This window comes from Dyella koreensis, assembly GCF_044904565.1.
In the GTDB taxonomy this organism is placed as follows: Bacteria; Pseudomonadota; Gammaproteobacteria; order Xanthomonadales; family Rhodanobacteraceae; genus Dyella_D; species Dyella_D koreensis.
Map to the genome: position 1 here is coordinate 56,807 of NZ_JADIKD010000004.1, position 17,471 is coordinate 74,277.

The following is a 17,471-nucleotide window of genomic DNA, read 5'->3' on the forward strand; positions in this document are numbered from 1 at the left end:
TTTTTTTGTTGGCGGGTGTATCAGGCCAGCCCATGGCTGCGCAGCAAGGCCTCCGGCTCAGGCTTTCTGCCACGGAAGGCAACAAAGCTTTCCAGTGCGGGCCGGCTGGCGCCTACGGCAAGGATTTCGTGGCGGAAGCGCTCACCGGTGGCGCGGTCGATCACGCTGCCGTTGGTCGTTGCCTGTTCCTCAAATTCACCGAAGGCGTCGGCACTGAGCAATTCGGCCCACAGATAACTGTAGTAACCCGCCGCATAGCCACCGGCGAAGATGTGGCTGAAGCTGTTCGGGAAGCGCTGCCAGATCGGCGGATGCAGCACGGCTACCTGTTTGCGCACGTCTTCCAGCACCGCGAGCGTGCGTGCGCCCTGTTCCGGGTCGTATTCCAGATGCAGGCTGAAGTCGAACAGCGCGAACTCCAGCTGGCGCACCAGGAACAGGCCGGCGTGGAAATGCCGCGCGGCGAGCATGCGCTGGAACAGTTCCTCCGGCAGTTTTTCGCCGGTCTGCCAATGCCGCGCGAACAGATCGAGCGCTTCGCGGTTCCAGCCGAAGTTCTCCATGAACTGGCTGGGCAGTTCCACCGCATCCCATTCCACGCCATCGATGCCGCCGATGGATGGCAGGGCGATCTCAGTGAGCAGGTGATGCAGGCCGTGGCCGAATTCGTGAAAGAGCGTCAGCACGTCGTCGTGCGTGAGCAGGGCCGGGCGGCCTTCGGTGGGCGGCGCGAAATTGCAGGTGAGGAAGGCCACCGGCAGTTGCTCGTTCTCGCCATCCTTGAAACGCGCGCGGCACACATCCATCCACGCTCCGCCACGCTTGCCGGAGCGGGCGTAGAGATCGACATAGGCACCTGCGAACACGCGACCGTCGGCGTCGCGCATGTCGTAGTAGCGCACCTCCGGATGCCACACATCGACACCATCGCGCGGGCTCAGGGTGACGCCGTAGAGCTTCTGCACCAGACCGAACAGGCCGTCGATCACCGCCGGCAGCGGGAAGTACGGCTTGAGCTGCTCTTCGTCCAGGTCGTAGTTTTTCTGGCGCAGTTTTTCGGAGGCGTAGCCGACGTCCCAGGATTCGAGGTTGTCCAGCTTCAGTTCCTGGCTGGCGAATTCGCGTAGCGCGGCCAGTTCCTTGCGCGCTACCGGCCGCGCGCGTTGGGCGAGGTCGTGCAGGAACTCCATCACCTCGGTGGGCGAGGCGGCCATCTTGGTCGCCAGCGATTCCTCGACGGCATTGCCAAAGCCGAGCAGCAGCGCCGCCTCGTGGCGCAACGCCATGATCTTCTCGATGCGCGGGCCGTTGTCGTACTTGCCGGCGTGCGGGCCCTGGTCGGAAGCACGGGTCTGGTAGGCCCAGTACACGCGCTCGCGCAGGCCGCGGTTGTCGGCGTAGGTCAGCACCGCCTGCACACTGGGCTGCTTGAGCGTGACCAGATAGCCGTCGAGATTCTGCTCTTTGGCGTACTGACGCAGCACGGCGCGGCCGGATTCAGGAATGCCGGCAAGATCGCGCTCGTCAGTGATGTGCTCATGCCAAGCGTCGGTGGCATCCAGCACAGCATTGGAGAACTCCGTGGACAGCTTGCTCAGTTCTACGCCGATGGCGCGGTAGCGCGAGCGCGCCGGCTCTTCCAGCGCGACGCCGGACAGTTTGAAATCGCGCAGCGCGTGCTCGACCAGGGCACGCTTCGGCCGCGACAGCGCAGCGAATGCCGGCGCATCGGCCAGCGCTTGCACCACTTGGTACAGCTCGCGGTTCTGGCCCAGCTCGATGGCGTGGTCGGTGAGCTTTTCCTCGGCCGGTCCATAGACCTCGCGCAGGGCTTCGCTGTCCGCCACCGAATGCAGGTGGCTCACCGGCGACCAGGCCCGCGCCAGCCGCTGTTCGAGCCGCTCCTGGGTCAGCATCACGCCGTCGAAATCGCGCGGTCCGCCGGCGGCGGTGAGTGCGTCGATGCCTTCGCGGTAATCCGCCAGCAGGGTGTCGATGGCTGGGGTGACATGTTCCGGGCGGATCTGCGAGAACGCGGGCAGGATGGCGTCGGCCAGCAGCGGGTTGTCCAGGGTGTTGTCTTGGGACATGTGTTTCTCCTTAGGGCCGCCAGCGTGGCGACCGGCCGGGGCGAAATCAAGCCGCTCTGCGACGCACTTCTGGCTGTCACAAAGCGCGCCGTACCATCGCATGCATGTTGCAGACGGATTTCACCGAACTACTACGTCAAAGCGACGTGTTTGGGCATTTGGACCGTGACGCCCTGGAGGCCCTGGGCCGCCAGCTGGTGTGGTTCGGCCTGCCCGGCGGCCGGCCGCTTTACAAGCAGAACGAGCCGGCGGACGCGATGTACCTGCTGGTCAGCGGCAGCCTGGGCGCGTTCGACGGGCCAACCGTACTGACGCGTCTGATCTCGGCCGGCGACAGCGTGGGAGAGATCAGCCTGGTCAGCGGCGAAAGCCGCCAGGCCACGGTGCGGGCCCTGCGTGATTCCGAGTTGCTGCGGCTGGATCGCGACGCGTTCGAGGCACTGGTCAGCCAGTATCCACAGGCCATGCTGGGCATAGCACGGGTCGCCATTGCACGCCTGCAGCAACGCCTGCGCAACGAGGACAGCCCCGGCAACGCGCGCACCTTCGCCCTGCTGCCGGTGGATGCCGACGTGCCGGCACGCACGCTGGCGATGCAGCTGGCGATGGCGCTGGAGGCCTACGGCAGCTGCGCGGTGATCGACGAGGAGCATGGAGCCGGTCGCGGCAGTGACTGGTTCGCCGAGCGCGAAGCGCAGGTGCGCTTCGTGATCTATCTGGATACGCGCGGCGATGCGCTGTGGCGCCAGCGCTGCCTGCGCCAGGCCGATGTGCTGCTGCTGCCGGCGCAGGCAGCGCAGCCGGCGCGGCCCTGGCCGGAAGGTGCACCCCTGCACCCCTCGCGTGCCGGACATCGGCCGCGCCATCTGATCTTGCTGCATCCTGGGCGCCAACCCAGCTTGGGCGCGGCGCAGCGTTGGCGCGCCCAGTTCAGCGGCGAACTGCAGCACCACCACGTCGGCGGCCAGGCCGATATCGCGCGGCTGGCGCGACTGATCAGTGGTCACGCACGCGGTCTGGTGCTTGCCGGCGGCGGTGCGCGCGGACTGGCGCATCTCGGTGCGCTGCGCGCCTTGCATGAGGCCGGCTATGTGTTCGATAGCGTAGGCGGCACCAGCATCGGCGCGATCATCGGCGCGGGCGTCGCCGCCGGCTGGGAGCTCGGCGAGATGACCGAGATCTACCGGCGCGCTTTTATCGAAGGCCGCCCGCTGTCGGACTGGACCTTGCCGCTGGTGGCGCTCACCCGCGGCCGCCGCGCCGCCCTGATGCTGCGCCGCGCGTTCGGCGCTCTGGATATCGAAGATCTCACCCTGCCGTTCTTCTGCATCGCCACCTGCCTGTCCGGCGCTGGCATGGTGGCGCAACGGCGCGGGCCGCTCTGGCTATGGCTGCGTGCCTCCAGCGCCATCCCCGGCGTATTGCCGCCAGTGCTGCATCACGGCCGCGTCTACGTCGATGGCGCGCTGATGAATAACCTGCCCACGGATGTGATGGCGACCGACGGCATCGATCACATCACCGCCGTGGATATCCGTGCCGAGATTTCCCTGCTCACCACCGCCGAGGAATACGCCACCCCGCCATGGTGGCGTCTGTTGCTGCAGCGACAGACCATCCAGCGCCCGGGCCTCGTCTCCACCCTCGTGCGCGCGGGGATGGTGAACAGCGAGGCACCCAGCCTGCATCGCCGCGAGCGTGCGGACCTGCTGCTCACGCCGCCGCTGGAACACATAGGCATGCTGGACTGGAAGGATTGGCAGCGCGCGATCGAGGCGGGTTATCTGCACACGCTGAAAGTGCTGGAAGAGCAGCAACGGTAGGAGCCCACCCTGTGGGCGACCGCTCTGCGCGGCGGCCGTTTGCGGCCGCTTTCGCCCACAGGGTGGGCTCCTACAACAGCATCAACCGTTACCATGGCTGGATGAAACATCTCCGAACTTATCGGGGCATCGCCCCCACCCTCGGCCAGCGCGTTTACGTTGATCTGGCTGCCACCGTGATCGGTGCCGTCGAGCTGGCCGATGATGTGTCGATCTGGCCGGGCGCGGTGCTGCGCGGCGACGTGCATCACATCCGCATCGGCGCGCGCAGCAATGTGCAGGACGGCACCATCGTGCATGTCACGCACGATGGCCCTTACTCACCGGGCGGGTTCCCTACCTTGGTCGGCGAAGGTGTCACCATCGGCCACGCTGCGGTGATCCACGCCTGCACCATTGAGGATTACTGCCTGATCGGTATGCACGCCACCGTACTCGACGGCGCCACGGTGAAAAAGTACGGCTTCGTCGGCGCAGGCAGCGTGATTCCGCCGGGCAAGGTGGTGGGCGAGCGCGAGCTGTGGCTGGGTAATCCAGCCAAGTTCGTGCGGCTGCTCAACGACAAGCAGATCGAGCAGTTGCATTACTCCGCCGATCACTATGTGCGACTGAAAGACGAGTATCTCGCGGCGGAATGAGTACGCGCCACGTACTTTTCCTGTGCAGCCGCAACCGGCTGCGCAGCCCCACGGCGGAGCAAGTGTTCCGTGAGTGGCCGCAACTGGAAGTGGATTCCGCCGGCCTATCGTCCGATGCGGATACGCCGCTCTCCGCCGAGCAGGTGGATTGGGCGGAGATGATCATGGTGATGGAGCCCGCGCATCGCCGCCGGCTGCAATCGCGCTTTGCCCGGCATCTCCATGGCAAGCGGGTAGTGGTCCTGGGCATTCCCGACGACTACGACTTCATGCAGCCCGAGCTGATCGAGCTGCTGTTGAAGAAAGCGGGACCGTTGCTGCGCTAAGACGCCTCGGCGTCACTGCGCCTGGGTGGAGGCGGACGATGCGGACTGGATCATCGCGGCGCGCGCTTCGTCGCTGCGGATCTGGATCTGGCGCTGCGCATCCAGCTTGCCGCCGAGCAGGGCGAGCTTGTAATTGGTGCCGTCGAATTCGCGCAGCAACGACAGCTCGCGCTGGGCTTCATCCAGCTCGTTGTTGTTGATGGCGCGTTCTACATCGTCCGCGGCCGGTTCGAATAATTGATGCAGACCGTCCTGCGCCAAGGCGTTGTTCGGATCCAGCTGCAATGCGCTGAGATAGAACTCGTAGGCATTGGCGCCGGCCGGTGCGACCAGCCGTTTTTCATCCACTGCGGCCTTGGCCAGCCCGAGCATGATGCCGACACCGCTGTTGTCGTCGGCGCCGCCACTGGTCGACGCCGTTGCCGGGCCTTTCGAAGAACCGGACGCAAGATTCGCCATGGACGTCGGGCGCATCAGCGCATACGCGGCGCCGGCTGCGATAACCAGCAAGACCAGTGAAGCAACAAGCAGGCCGCGTCGCGAGGACGCAGCGGAAAACAAACGGGACATGACACCTGGCCGATGGGGTGGGGCCGCATTCGGGACCATGCGTCATCGCATGTCCCAGCAGCGCGCCACGGTAGCCACGCCAGATGTCAGCTATGTGACGCCGTTGGCGTTTTATCCTGCGCCGCTTAGCCGAAGTGGCCACCGGTGATCTTCCCGTCCTTGTCCAGCTCCGGGTAGTAGCGGCTGTTGTTGCTGCGGAACTCCATGGTGGTCATGGTGCCGGGCATCACCAGCTGCACATCCGGATAGGTCACGTGGAACTGCTCCGGCGTGGGATGAGTGGCGATGAAGGCGTCGAAGCTTTTCATGTCGGTCACGAAACCGGCCACGGGCTTGGCTACGGGCTGGGTCATGTCGTGACAGGCTCCGGTGGCGATGGCGACAGCAAGCAGGGGCAGGACGAGCGTGGCCTTGCGCATGACGGATCTCCTTGGCGGGTGCGGCAATTATGCGTCATACCGTCGAAGGCGGCGGCGCTTCCTTGCGCGGTTACTCAAAGCCGGAATTCGATGCGCTGGCGCAACTCCGATGACGCCGGTGCGCCATTGCGCATGCCCGGCGTGAACTGCCAGCGCTCCACCGCGCCTAGTGCGGCGCGGTCGAACACGTTCTTGGGATCCGCGTCGATCACGCTGGCACGACTTACCGAGCCGTCCGCTTCGACAACGAAACGCACATCCACCCAGCCCTGCCGGCGCGTACGCCGGGCGTCGGCCGGGTAGTACGGCTCGATACGCCGCTTCAGCACAGGCGGTGTCGCGGCAACGGCTTCCGCGGCGGGTGACGCGACAGGCGCGGGTCGCGACACTGGCAGTGCGGCGGGTTCCGGCTCGGTCCGCTTCACAGGTAGCGCGGGCTGACTGATGACGGACGGCGGTGCCGGCGTGACCGCGACCGGTGTGGACGGTGTCGTCACCGATGCTGCATGGGCCTGCTGTTTCTGCGCGGCGGTCTGCGCCTGTTGCTGCTCGCGACGCTGCTGGTCCTCCGCCACCTGCAACTGCGCCTGCAGCTTGGCGCGCAGGATGGTGAGCGTGTAGTTGGTGGGGTCGGCTTTGGACAGCAGGTCGATTTGCCGCTGGGCTTCGGCGGCGTTGCCCTGGCCGATGGTCTGCTCAGCGGCAGTGGCGGCGAACGGGAAAATTTCGCGCAGGGCATCCTGCGCCGCCTGGTTATCCGGCTGCTGCTTCAACACCTTCAGATACCACTCGATGGCGTTGTCGCCTGCCGGCGCCAGCAACCGCTGCTGTGCCATCGCATCGCGTGCGTGCAGCAAAAGGTCCGCCGTGGTCACCGGCACATCGGCACGATGGATCGGGCCGGCATCGGCCACTGGCGCCACATCCTGCGTCACGTGTTCGTTGCTACCGGCACCGCGCAATAGCCAGACAATCACGCCACCCGCGCAGGCGAACAAAGCGAGCAGGATCAACAGGACATAGCGCGTCGCACCTTGGGTACGGCGTTGAAGCGGGGCAGCTGGCATGGGAGATGTATCGGGGAGGCCGCGGGGCGCGCCAGCTTAGTGACGCGATATTGCGGAGATGTTGCCTCCCGAAGCTGTCGCGCAGCCGTCACCTCGACGGCTGCGCGACATCAGGCGCTTACCAATCCACCTGCAGGTTGCGGCTGTCGGGCGAACCGTCGGGGTGGGCGATCCACCACACGCGGTTCTGCTGATCCGGGCAACCCTGGCCGGTGGCGTAGGTGGCCAGCGCGCCGCTCGCGGTGCTCAGATCGGTGCGGTAGCAACTGCCGAAGCTGTCGTTGAAGCGGAAGCTCTGCGCACTCTGCTGGCCGGTGTGGCTGGTGAGTGCGCCGCTGGCGTCGAAGTTCAAGGTGTCGGCGCTATCCACCGTATTGCTGATGTCGGCCTTGTAGACCGGGAAGCCCAGCAAGCGGCGTTCGCCATGCGTGATGTAGCCCTGATGCGTCGTGGTGGCCGCGCTCAGGCTGCCGTCGCTCGCGACCTGCTGGTTGTAATCGACACTCAGCGGGTACGCGGCATGGGCGCGGTATTCCACGGTGAGCAGCGGACCGACGCGACTCTGGCTCACGCTGTCTACCTGGGTGAGCTGTTCGGTCTGCTGGCGATAGGTGCTGGCGTTGATGGTGAAACGCTGCACATCGTTGAAGCCTACCGTCTGCGTCACCGAGCTGACCACTCGCCCACTCGAACCGGTGGCGTAACCCTCGATCACGAACTGGCGCGTCAGTTGCGTAGTGATGTCGCCGGTGAGGTTGCCGCTGCTATCGGTCGCCAGGGTGCTGCCGATGGTCGGCGTCGGCGGCTGGCCCACCAGAGTGTTGCGGGTGATGTGGCCGTTGACCTGCTGCGCATGACGATCGCGGTACACCAGCAAGGTGGCTGTGGTGGAGAAATAACCGTGTGCGCCTGCCACGCTCAAGGCGACCTCATGCGGACTGCCGTCGCTGAGCTGGCCGGCGAACGGTGTCAAGTCGACGCGGTAAGGCATGAAGTTGAGCGTCTGCACGCCGGGTGTCGGCCGCCACAGGTAGGGATCGATGCCACCGGTGTAGATCCATGGATACACCGGCGCCACACCGGCCGGCTGGCCGTCGATGCTTACTTCGGCTTCGCGGAAATTGCCGCCGCCGCATTCCTGCACCTGCGCGGCGTACTGGTCGGGCACGCAGGTGTACCAGAACTCGTCGCCACTCTGGCTCTGTGCGAACACATCCAGATACGCGCGCACGACATTGCGCGGCAGGCTCAGCGTCTTGGCGAGCTTGTCGGTGGGGCCGTTGAGGATGGCGGTATCACCCACGGCGTCCGCACCCAGCGGATACACCGCATCCGGCACCTGCGCGGCGGGAGCGATCAGCGACGCCGGGTAGAACAGCAAGCGCGCGCTGCCGTGAATGATGCCGGTGTAGGTGCTGTTCACCACATTGCCGATGATCGCCTGGCCCTTGCCGGGCTGGCGCAGCATCGTGGTGTAGTCGGTCAGGTCGCGCTCCACGTGCCAGCTCGGCGATACCGCGGCGGAAGGCTCTTGGGTGGTGCCGAAATACAGGTTCACGCCGGACAGCCACAAGCTGGCGGTGCGGTCGAACTGGCGGCCCGCGGTCACCGAGAAATCCGCCTCCAGCACGACCTTGGACCAACGGCTGCCGCAGGATGCGGGCGGCGCGTAGTCGTAAGGGCGCGTATTGAAATCGGTGAAGGTGACATCGTTGAACAGCTGAACAACACAAGGCGTGCCCGGCGGGCGCGGCACGGTGGGATCGGCAACGACGACATTCCTTGTTCCGATCACCGGATCATTGCCGGCGGCATGCGCCGCACCAGCAGACATACTCAAACCCAATGCAACGAACAGCCCGGTCACGACCGGGCCGAAGCCTGCGAACCTCTTCGGCAACATGGTGCTGACTCCCCGTAAAGTGCCCCTGTCCGACCAAGCTAGCACGCGTCTCGCGCCGCGTCTTTTTAGACGATTTAGACGTCTGAACAGTCGTGACCACCGTCGCAAGACTACGTAGGAGCGCACCCTGTGCGCGAAATTCCTTGCGATAAAGATCAGGTGTTACGAAAGCGGGCGGACCTAATGGCCTGTCGCCCACAGAGCCTGCCCCGGACTCGATCCGGGGGTGGGCTCCTACCGGGATGAGGTGGCCGCTTCCAGCGACTGGAGGTAAGTCATCGCGTGAGCGCTGTTCGCGCCGCACATCGCGTACTCGGGCTTCAACCGCGAACACACCGCCGGCCGCTCCGCTCGGCCAAAAATGGCGCAGCGGTTGTCGTCGGTCAGCTGCACGCAACGCACGCCGGCCGGCTTACCTTGCGGCATGCCGGGAATCGGCGAGCTGATGGACGGCGCGATGCAACAGGCACCGCAGCCGGCGCGGCAGGCGAGCGTCATCGCTCAGCCGTATTGCTGACGCAGTGCGAGGTAAACGGGATCGGTATCAGGGCGCCTGCCGTGCCACAGCTCGAACGCGTCGGCGGCGGTTTCCACCAGCATGCCCAGACCGTCGAAGGCGTAGCGCGCATTGCCCGCACGAGCCCAGGCGAGGAAGCCGGTGGCGGCCTTGCCGTACGAGAGGTCATAGCAGGTAGCGCGGTTGCCGATCAGGCTGAAAGGCAGGTCCAGCGATGCGCCAAGCACGCCAGCCGAGGTGGCGTTGACAATCAGGTCGTAGCTATCGATGTTGGCGAGGTCTTCCCAATAGCGCGTATGCGCGCGCGCCGGTTCGCCGATGGCGTCGGCCAGCGCGTCGGCGGCCTCGGGGGAGCGGTTGACGATGGTCAGGGTGTTCACGCCTGCATCGAGCAGATTCCAGGCCACGCCATGCGCAGCGCCACCGGCACCAAGCAACAAGGCATCGTGGCCGCGCAGATCGACCTGATGGCGTTCGGTGAGGTCGCGCACCATGCCGGCGCCGTCGGTGTTGTGGGCAGCCAGTCGGCCATCCGGCAGACGAGTGAGCACGTTGGCGCTACCGGCGCGCATGGCGGCTTCACTGCGCTGGTCGGCCAGAGCGAAGGCAGCGGTTTTGTGCGGCAGGGTGACGTTGGCACCCACACCGCCCTCGGCGAAGAAACGGCGCACGCTGGCCTCGAACTCCGCCGGTGACGCGTCGATGGTGCGGTACTCCAGCGCTATGCCGAACTGCTTGCCGAACACCTGGTGGATCTGCGGCGACAGCGAATGAGCGATCGGATGGCCGAAGACGGCGAACTGGCCTGCACTCATGACGTGCTCCTTGGTTGGATGGGGACTCCGCAGGGGCACAAGCCGACCCGCAACAGCCGAATATTCTAATCCCGGGCGACCGCGAAGGCCCCAACTGCGGGGGTCGCAGGTTTTGAGATGAGCCGTGGGCAAGCTGGCCTCACCTGATCACCACGGACCGCCACCATGCGCAAGCCAGCCTCCGATAACAGCCGCCACTACCGCTTGCTCGCCGGCGCCTTGCTGTGGCTACTGGCGGGCGGCGTGTTGTTGCTCACCACGCTGGTGCCGGTACGCACCGATCTGCTCGGCTGGACGCCGGCCTTCTGGCTGGTGGGCGCGCCGCTGGCGTTGCTGCTGGTGCTGGAGCCGGGACTGCCGCGCCAGTTGCTATCGCTGCTGCGCCCGCGCCGTCGCCGCGTACCGCAAGCCATCTGGCACTGAATTCCGCTTGGCAGTGGAAGTCTGGGTGCGCAGGGAGCGCACTCTGGGAGCGACGACGGAAGCCGGGATGGCTGGGCACCCGTCGGGCGCGGCGCGAAGGATCGCGTCATGGGTTTCGGCAGTCCAGGGAAGGGCTGCCGAAGTCACCCGCTCCACCATGGATCAGTCGGCTATACCCAGGCGCTTGCGTTCGAGCCGGCGCATGAACTCCTGCATGATGCGCAGATAGAGATCGTCGCCGAGATAAGCGTCTTCCACGCCCGCGTCGATCGACGGGTTGTCGTTTACTTCGATCACCACCGGCTTGTCGCCGACCTGCTTCAGGTCCACGCCGTACAGGCCATCGCCGATGGGCTGGGTGGCCTTGAGCGCCAGCTTCACCACTTCCGCCGGCGCGTCGCGCACGGGGATGGTTTCGAAGCCGCCGGACTTGGCCGTGCCCTTGGCGCCGTGGTTGTAGATCTGCCAGTGGCCGCGCGACATGTAGTACTTGCAGGCGTACAGCGCCTCATGATTCAGCACGCCGATGCGCCAGTCGAATTCGGTGTAGACGAACTCCTGCGCCAGCAGCAGGGCGCTGTGCTGGAACAGTTCGCTGGTGGCTTTTTCCAGTTGCGCGTCGTTCTCCACTTTCACCACGCCGCGCGAGAACGAGCCGTCCGGAATCTTCAGCACGATGGGAAAGCCGAGCTTGGCGGCGACATCCTTGATGCCTTTCGCGTTGTCGCGGTAGAGGATCTCGGTGTTGGGCACGGCCAGCTTGCGCGACACCATCAGATCGTTGAGGTAGATCTTGTTGGTGCAGCGAAGGATGGAGCTGGGATCGTCCATGACCACCATGCCTTCCTTCTCCGCGCGATGCGCGAAGCGGTAGGTGTGGTTGTCGCTGGCGGTGGTCTCGCGAATGAAGAGGCCGTCGTACTCGGCCAGGCGCTGGTAATCGTTCTTGCCGATCGGGTCGACTTCGATGCCTAGTTCCTTGCCGGCGTTGATGAAGGACTTGAGCGCCTTCTTGTTCGACGGCGGCATGGCCTCGTTGGGGTCGACCAGCATGGCGATGTCGTAGCGATAGCGCTTGCGCGCCTTCGGCTTGCGCCACAGCTTTTTGGAGAAGCGGTCCAGCGCCTCGGCGAAGGCGTCTTCCTGTGCATCGTCCAGCGTGTGCAGACCCACTGGCTTGATCGAGCTGACCTGCCACACGCGGTCGCGCTCGAACTCGATGCGCAGCAGCGGGCAGGGAAACAGTTCGAACACCTGGCGCGCCAAATCCTGCAGCGCCGGGTAAGCAGTTTCGCCGAAGTAGACGAGGATGCCGAAGTCCGTAGTGTCACGACCGCCGGCCGGCAGGAAATGGGTCAGCTTCTGATTGAGGTCTTCGATGTCCAGGCCGTACAGCGAGCGCCGGCGCAGATCGTTCACCGTGCGCACCGACGGCATCACCTTGTGCCCGCGCGCTTCACCCAACAGAGAGACGTAATAACCGGTGCCGAGGTATTTGTAACTGCGGCACAGGTTGATGACTTGCGTGCGTTCGTCGTCGCCGCCGATCGGTTCGCGCAGGTAGTCCATCGCGGTGACGACGTCGACGGACGGGTAGTAAGAGCCCCAGTCGGAGGCCTTCTCGACAACGATGACGAGACGGGACATGACACCTCAAATTCGGTAGAACCGCGGGGGTGTCGTCACGTGGAAGAACGGGGCGGCACGGCACAAGGCCGGCAGTTTGGCACATGGAAGACTTTGTTCAAGGGAATGATCCAAGAGCCAGCCCTCATCGTTCACGTAGCCCGCGTTGAGTCGCTGTGGGCGCCAGGCGGTGAGGTGTGGCGAAGCGCCTGACTGGCCGTCAGGCCGAGCCGCGCGTCGCCGCCTGGCGCCCACAGCGACTCAACCCTACGGGCCGGGTCTGTTTGCGCACAATCCTGCGTCATCACTCGGTTGTGTACGGACGTACACGCCCTCGTTCTTCCTGGTCTTGCGAGCAAACAGCTCCCGGCGCGGGCCACGTGAACGATGAGGGCTGGCTCTAAAGCGACACTAAATGTCGTCGTTGCCTCCATGACCTGTTGGCGATTGCGGAGCGCGGCCCGCAGGTCTAGAGTGCCGCGCTTCCGCCGCCCTCCCTTCTTTACTCTGACTGCCGCCGCGTCCCGCGCCGCACCGGAATCCGCCTGATGACCCCAATGCCCGCGACCGCCGCTGTGCGCGTGCGCCGCGCTGAACTTTCCGATCTCGATGACCTGGTCGCACTGGAGGAGCAGAGCTTCACCAGCGACCGGCTCAGCCGTGCCCAGTTCCGGCGTCACCTGGACAGCGAGAGCGCGCAGGTGTTGGTAGCCAGCGCCAACCATCGCCGCTTCCTCGGTACCGCCGTGGTGTTTTTCCGCAAGGGCAGTCAGCGTGCGCGCCTCTATTCCATCGCCACGCACGCCGAAGCGCGCGGCAAGGGCGTGGGTTCGGCCCTGCTGGAGGCGGCTGAGCATGAGGCGCGGCGGCGGCGATGCCACGCACTGCGGCTCGAGGTGCGTACCGATAACCACAGCGCCATCCGCTTGTACGAGCGGCTCGGCTACCACTGCGTCGGCGAGCATAAGGGCTTCTACGAGGACGGCTCGGACGCCTGGCGCTACGAAAAGATACTGCGCTGAGAGCGTCCGTTTAGCCGCCGAACGGCTGGCCGAGGCGCTGCTCCGTGGCTTCGTCCGGGCGCGCCACCAGCGCACCGGTGCGCATCAGACTGACGTTGTAGTGCCCTTCGTCGACTAGCGGCAGGAAGGCGCCGCTGCCAAACACGGTGTCCACGCCAGGCAGCCATTGCGGATGCTGGCGCTTGAGGTCGAGCACGTCATAGGCACCCGCTTCGTCGAAGCTGATGACGGTGCGCGGTGCCTGTGCTTCCTGCGCGGGATCGTCGTAGCGTCCGCTCAGGCGGTCGAGGCGGTAGAGCGGTGGCAGGCCGGCCAGCAGCGCGGGCAGTTTCCACTTCAGCACGATGGCCTCCACCCGCCAGGCATCACCGGATACAGCGACCTGACGCGTGCTGCCATCGGGCCAGCGCAGGGTCAGCGCCCAGCGCTGCGGTGACAGAATGCGGGCGTCGATCGCCACCACCGGCGTTTCTTCCGACAGCAGGCGATAACCGCGCAGGCTCCAGCTGGCGCCAGCCAGCGTCAAGGTGAGTGCGAAACCCACCAGCAGCAGCAAGGTCCGCAGCGTGGCAGCCAGCCGCTGGCCGGCATGCAGGCGCGTGCGCAGGGCGACCAGTTGCACCAGGGTGAAAAGCAGTGCGATCACCGCCAGTACCAGCAGGAGGGTGCTGGGCAGGCGCAGCAGCGTGGTCCAATCCATAACTTCTTTACTCCACGCCGAGAAACGGCGGTGACCTACGCATGATAACGGCTGCTGCGTGTCGCTCCGAACCGAAACACGCTGAATGGTCGACCGCACGGCCTATCGCGGCGCGACTGGTGGGCATCGCTATACTGCGGCCGTCTCCGTAGGAACCCACATCCATGCGTCGATCCATCCTGCTGTTCCCGCTTTGCCTCGTCACGGCCGTGCTGGCCGGTTGCGGCAACAAGGGTCCGCTGTACATGCCGCCGCCGAAGCCGGCTCCGGCACCGACCGCGGCTAAGGTTGTACCCGCTCCGGCCGCCACCACGGCGGCACCCGCGCAACACTGAAGGCATCCGGCGATTTCATGAAATTGCGCTTCACCAAGATGCAGGGCATTGGCAACGATTTCGTGATTGTCGATGCGCGTCGCGATGGCTTCGGCCTGCGCGAGACGGAGATCCGTGCGATCGCCGACCGGCATAACGGCGTGGGCTTCGATCAGCTGATCAGCATCGAGCCGGCGCGCGATCCATCCTGCGCGTTCTATTACGGCATCTGGAATGCCGATGGTTCGCCCTCCGGCCAATGCGGCAACGGCGTGCGTTGTGTGGCGGCGTGGCTACATCGCGATGGGGCGCTGGCGATCGGCGATACGGTGCGGCTGGAAAGTCCTTCCGGCCCCGTCACCGTGCGCTTGCTGGCGGCGGACCAGGTCACCGTGGATATGGGCGAACCGGATTTCCGGCCCGAGCACATCCCCTTCCAGACCGATGCCCCGGCCGACCGCTACGACCTCGATGTAGGCGGAGAGATGCTGGAGGCCGGCGTCGTATCGATGGGCAACCCGCACGCCGTTGTGGTGGTGCCTGATCTGGGTTTGCCTGCGTTGTTCCGTCACGGCCCACTGCTGTCGACGCACGAGCGCTTTCCGGAAGCCGCGAACACCGGTTTCGTACAAGTCCTGGATCGCCGCCATCTGCGCCTGCGCGTACACGAGCGCGGCAGCGGCTGGACCCTGGCCTGCGGCACCGGCGCCTGCGCCGCGATGGCGGTGATGCGCCAGCGCGGCGAAGTGGACGACAGTGTGCAGGTCGAACTTCCGGGCGGCCGCTTGCAGATCGACTGGGCTGGCCCTGGACATACGCTGTGGATGACCGGGCCGGCCGCCTTTGTATTTGAAGGCGAGTGGCTGGGGATGACCGCGCATTGAAGCGTCATGACGGCCATCGCACACTCGGCGCCAGACCACCCGCCCGACTCTTCGGTTTTTGAGGTAACCCGCGCATGACCGACTCCGCTCTCGACGATACCTTGCAAGCCCAGGATGTAGCCGCTTACCTGCGCCGTCATCCAGGCTTTCTCAACGACTTTCCGGAACTGGCAGCGCAGCTGACCTTGCCGCGTGAGCAAGGGCCCGTAGCTTCGCTCGCGGTGTATCAGCTGCAGCAGCTGCGCGAAAAGAACGCCGAGCTGGAGCGGCGCCTGGCCGAGCTGGTCAGCATTGCTGCCGAGAACGAGCAGCTGATGCAGCGCGTGCACGATCTCAATGTCGCCGTGCTGCGCGCCAATACGCCGGCCGTTGCGGCACGCAGCGTGATCGCCAAGCTGTCGGAAGATTTCAAGACCGATCAGGTGCGGCTGCTGCTGTTCGGCGATGCTTCCCTGCCTCCGGCCGACTGGCTAACGCAGTTCCCGGGTGGTCGCGCGGAGCTGCCGGAGTTCGCCGATTTCCTTGCCCACCATGAGCCCATCGCCGGGCGTCTTTCGGCGGAACGCCTATACCGGTTGTTCGGCGATCACGCGCCGTCGATCCAGTCGACCGCGCTGATGCCGCTGGGCGAACTCGGCATACTCGCCATCGGCAGTGGCGATCCGGATCATTTCCAGCCGGGCATGGGCACCTTGTTCCTCAAGATGATCGCCGCCACCGTTACCGCGGCGCTGCTGCGCTCGCAGGACGGCGCCTGAGCATGGAGCCGCGCGGCCAGGTCGAGACCTGGCTCGCCCGCCTCGCCGGCGAGCGCAAGGCGTCATCGCACACCGTCGATGCGTATCGTCGCGATCTTGACAAGCTGCTGCGCTGGATGGAGGTGCAGCAGGTGTCTGGCTTTGCCGCGCTCGATGCGCATCGTATGCGCGCTTTCGTCGCCGCCGAGCATCGCGCGGGGCTGTCGCCCAAGAGCCTGCAGCGCCTGCTCTCATCCTGCCGCAGCCTGTTCCGCCAACTGCAACGCGAAGGCATGCTGGAGCACGATCCTGTCGCTGGCGTGCGCGGCCCCAAGGTGCATCGCAAACTGCCTCAGGTGCTGGATGTCGATGAAGCCACCGCCCTGGTGGAAGCCGACAGCGGCGGGGCGCTGACTTTGCGCGACCGCGCCATGCTGGAGCTGTTCTATTCCTCCGGACTGCGTCTGTCCGAACTGGTCGGTTTGCGCTGGCTGGATCTCGACCTGAGCGCTGGCGAAGTGCGCGTGCTCGGCAAGGGCAGCAAGACGCGCATCGTGCCGGTGGGCAAGCATGCGGTGAACGCCTTGCGTGCGCTAGGCGACGTCGAAGGACGCGCGCCTGAATCTCCGGTATTCCGCGGTCGCGGTGGTGCGCCGATCAGCCCGCGCACGGTGCAGGCACGCCTGAAGACGCTCGCGCTGAGCCAGGGTTTCGCCAAGCGCGTGCATCCGCATCTGCTGCGCCACACCTTCGCCAGCCACATGCTGGAATCCTCCGGCGACCTGCGCGCCGTGCAGGAATTGCTGGGGCACGCCGACATCGCGACCACCCAGATCTATACCCATCTGGATTTCCAATACCTGGCCAAGGTGTATGACGCGGCGCATCCGCGAGCCAAGCGAAAGGGCTGATTTGCCCCCTCAACGTTCCACGGCGCCATAACACTCCGGCGACGCCGCAAGCCCCAGCATATTGAACGGCATGCCCATCGGCCCCACCTCTGCCGCTCAAGCTAATGCGGAGCCCCTCATGGAATCGTTCCACGCCACCACTATCATCTCCGTTCGCCGCAACGGCCGCGTCGTGATCGGCGGCGACGGCCAGGTCACCCTCGGCAACACGGTGATGAAGGCCAACGCCCGCAAGATCCGCCGTCTCGGCAAGGGCGACGTACTCGCCGGTTTCGCCGGCGCTACCGCCGATGCCTTCACTTTGTTCGAGCTGTTCGAAGAAAAGCTGATCAAGCACAGCGGCAACCTGACCCGCGCCGCGGTGGAAATGGCCAAGGAATGGCGTACCGACCGCCGCCTGGGCCGCCTCGAGGCCATGCTGGCGGTGGCGGATAAGGACGCCTCGCTGCTGATCTCCGGCAATGGCGACGTACTTGAGCCCGAGCATGGCCTGATCGCGATCGGCTCCGGTGGCCCGTACGCGCAGTCCGCCGCGCTCGCGCTGATGGAAAACACAGCGATGGATGCGCGCGAGATCGTCGAGAAGGCGCTGAAGATCGCCGGCGACATCTGCATCTATACCAATCACAACACGACGATCGAAGAGCTTTGATGCGCCAGCCGGCGTCGGCCCTTCAGTAACGTCA

Annotated in this window: 19 protein-coding genes; 10 read left to right on the plus strand and 9 right to left on the minus strand. The window is 65.5% G+C overall.

Annotated features, from left to right (window positions below):
- Window positions 1-20: 20 nt before the first annotated feature.
- On the minus strand, window positions 21-2,090 hold the full coding sequence (locus ISS97_RS00285) for a M3 family metallopeptidase (RefSeq protein ID WP_379987370.1): 2,070 nt from the start codon (window positions 2,088-2,090) through the stop codon (window positions 21-23).
- A gap of 104 nt (window positions 2,091-2,194) precedes the next feature.
- Here ISS97_RS00285 and ISS97_RS00290 point away from each other — a divergent pair, with 104 nt between their 5' ends.
- The 3 genes from ISS97_RS00290 to ISS97_RS00300 all read left to right on the plus strand — a co-directional run bounded on the left by ISS97_RS00290 (window position 2,195) and on the right by ISS97_RS00300 (window position 4,877).
- Window positions 2,195-3,913, plus strand: coding sequence for a patatin-like phospholipase family protein (locus tag ISS97_RS00290; RefSeq protein WP_379987369.1), 1,719 nt, complete (start codon window positions 2,195-2,197; stop codon window positions 3,911-3,913).
- 101 nt (window positions 3,914-4,014) lie between these two features.
- Entirely contained in the window at window positions 4,015-4,551 is a 537-nt protein-coding gene (locus tag ISS97_RS00295; protein ID WP_379987368.1) for a gamma carbonic anhydrase family protein, read from the plus strand.
- Window positions 4,548-4,877: a low molecular weight protein tyrosine phosphatase family protein gene (locus ISS97_RS00300; RefSeq protein ID WP_379987367.1), complete on the plus strand. Its 330-nt coding sequence runs from the start codon at window positions 4,548-4,550 to the stop codon at window positions 4,875-4,877. The genes ISS97_RS00295 and ISS97_RS00300 overlap by 4 nt, the downstream gene beginning before the upstream one ends.
- A gap of 12 nt (window positions 4,878-4,889) precedes the next feature.
- On the opposite strand, the gene ISS97_RS00305 is transcribed toward ISS97_RS00300, so the two are convergent.
- The 6 genes from ISS97_RS00305 to aroE all read right to left on the minus strand — a co-directional run bounded on the left by ISS97_RS00305 (window position 4,890) and on the right by aroE (window position 10,168).
- Window positions 4,890-5,447 carry a hypothetical protein gene (locus ISS97_RS00305; RefSeq protein ID WP_379987366.1) on the minus strand — a complete coding sequence of 186 codons (558 nt, stop codon included), beginning with the start codon at window positions 5,445-5,447 and terminating at the stop codon, window positions 4,890-4,892.
- A gap of 125 nt (window positions 5,448-5,572) precedes the next feature.
- A complete protein-coding gene (locus ISS97_RS00310) occupies window positions 5,573-5,866 on the minus strand; it encodes a hypothetical protein (RefSeq protein ID WP_379987365.1) in 294 nt (97 codons plus the stop codon).
- Window positions 5,867-5,940: 74 nt separating this feature from the next.
- Entirely contained in the window at window positions 5,941-6,933 is a 993-nt protein-coding gene (locus tag ISS97_RS00315; RefSeq protein WP_379987364.1) for a TonB family protein, read from the minus strand.
- A gap of 118 nt (window positions 6,934-7,051) precedes the next feature.
- Window positions 7,052-8,836: a peptide-N4-asparagine amidase gene (locus tag ISS97_RS00320; protein WP_379987363.1), complete on the minus strand. Its 1,785-nt coding sequence runs from the start codon at window positions 8,834-8,836 to the stop codon at window positions 7,052-7,054.
- Between the two features lie 234 nt (window positions 8,837-9,070).
- The gene (locus tag ISS97_RS00325) at window positions 9,071-9,334 is read right to left on the minus strand and encodes a YkgJ family cysteine cluster protein (RefSeq protein ID WP_379987362.1); all 264 of its coding nucleotides are present in this window, start codon (window positions 9,332-9,334) and stop codon (window positions 9,071-9,073) included.
- A gap of 3 nt (window positions 9,335-9,337) precedes the next feature.
- Window positions 9,338-10,168, minus strand: a complete 831-nt coding sequence (gene aroE, locus ISS97_RS00330; RefSeq protein ID WP_379987361.1) for a shikimate dehydrogenase — start codon at window positions 10,166-10,168, stop codon at window positions 9,338-9,340.
- Window positions 10,169-10,333: 165 nt separating this feature from the next.
- Between aroE and ISS97_RS00335 the strand changes: the two genes are divergently transcribed.
- Window positions 10,334-10,591, plus strand: coding sequence for a hypothetical protein (locus ISS97_RS00335; protein ID WP_379987360.1), 258 nt, complete (start codon window positions 10,334-10,336; stop codon window positions 10,589-10,591).
- A gap of 162 nt (window positions 10,592-10,753) precedes the next feature.
- On the opposite strand, the gene ISS97_RS00340 is transcribed toward ISS97_RS00335, so the two are convergent.
- Window positions 10,754-12,238, minus strand: a complete 1,485-nt coding sequence (locus ISS97_RS00340; RefSeq protein WP_379987359.1) for a RimK family protein — start codon at window positions 12,236-12,238, stop codon at window positions 10,754-10,756.
- 527 nt (window positions 12,239-12,765) lie between these two features.
- Between ISS97_RS00340 and ISS97_RS00345 the strand changes: the two genes are divergently transcribed.
- Window positions 12,766-13,239 (plus strand): GNAT family N-acetyltransferase, encoded by a 474-nt coding sequence (locus ISS97_RS00345; RefSeq protein ID WP_379987358.1) that lies wholly within the window; start codon window positions 12,766-12,768, stop codon window positions 13,237-13,239.
- A 10-nt stretch (window positions 13,240-13,249) separates the two neighbouring features.
- Here the strand turns inward: ISS97_RS00345 and ISS97_RS00350 are convergent, their stop codons facing one another.
- The gene (locus ISS97_RS00350) at window positions 13,250-13,939 is read right to left on the minus strand and encodes a hypothetical protein (protein ID WP_379987357.1); all 690 of its coding nucleotides are present in this window, start codon (window positions 13,937-13,939) and stop codon (window positions 13,250-13,252) included.
- 164 nt (window positions 13,940-14,103) lie between these two features.
- Between ISS97_RS00350 and lptM the strand changes: the two genes are divergently transcribed.
- The 5 genes from lptM (at window position 14,104) to hslV (ending at window position 17,437) form a co-directional block, all read left to right on the plus strand.
- Window positions 14,104-14,274, plus strand: coding sequence for an LPS translocon maturation chaperone LptM (gene lptM, locus ISS97_RS00355; protein ID WP_379987356.1), 171 nt, complete (start codon window positions 14,104-14,106; stop codon window positions 14,272-14,274).
- A 17-nt stretch (window positions 14,275-14,291) separates the two neighbouring features.
- Window positions 14,292-15,137: a diaminopimelate epimerase gene (dapF, locus tag ISS97_RS00360; protein ID WP_379987355.1), complete on the plus strand. Its 846-nt coding sequence runs from the start codon at window positions 14,292-14,294 to the stop codon at window positions 15,135-15,137.
- 74 nt (window positions 15,138-15,211) lie between these two features.
- The gene (locus ISS97_RS00365; protein WP_379987354.1) at window positions 15,212-15,895 is read left to right on the plus strand and encodes a DUF484 family protein; all 684 of its coding nucleotides are present in this window, start codon (window positions 15,212-15,214) and stop codon (window positions 15,893-15,895) included.
- A 2-nt stretch (window positions 15,896-15,897) separates the two neighbouring features.
- Complete coding sequence (gene xerC, locus ISS97_RS00370; protein WP_379987353.1) at window positions 15,898-16,785, plus strand: tyrosine recombinase XerC; 888 nt, start codon at window positions 15,898-15,900, stop codon at window positions 16,783-16,785.
- Window positions 16,786-16,903: 118 nt separating this feature from the next.
- Window positions 16,904-17,437: an ATP-dependent protease subunit HslV gene (gene hslV, locus ISS97_RS00375; RefSeq protein WP_379987352.1), complete on the plus strand. Its 534-nt coding sequence runs from the start codon at window positions 16,904-16,906 to the stop codon at window positions 17,435-17,437.
- Window positions 17,438-17,471 lie beyond the last annotated feature (34 nt).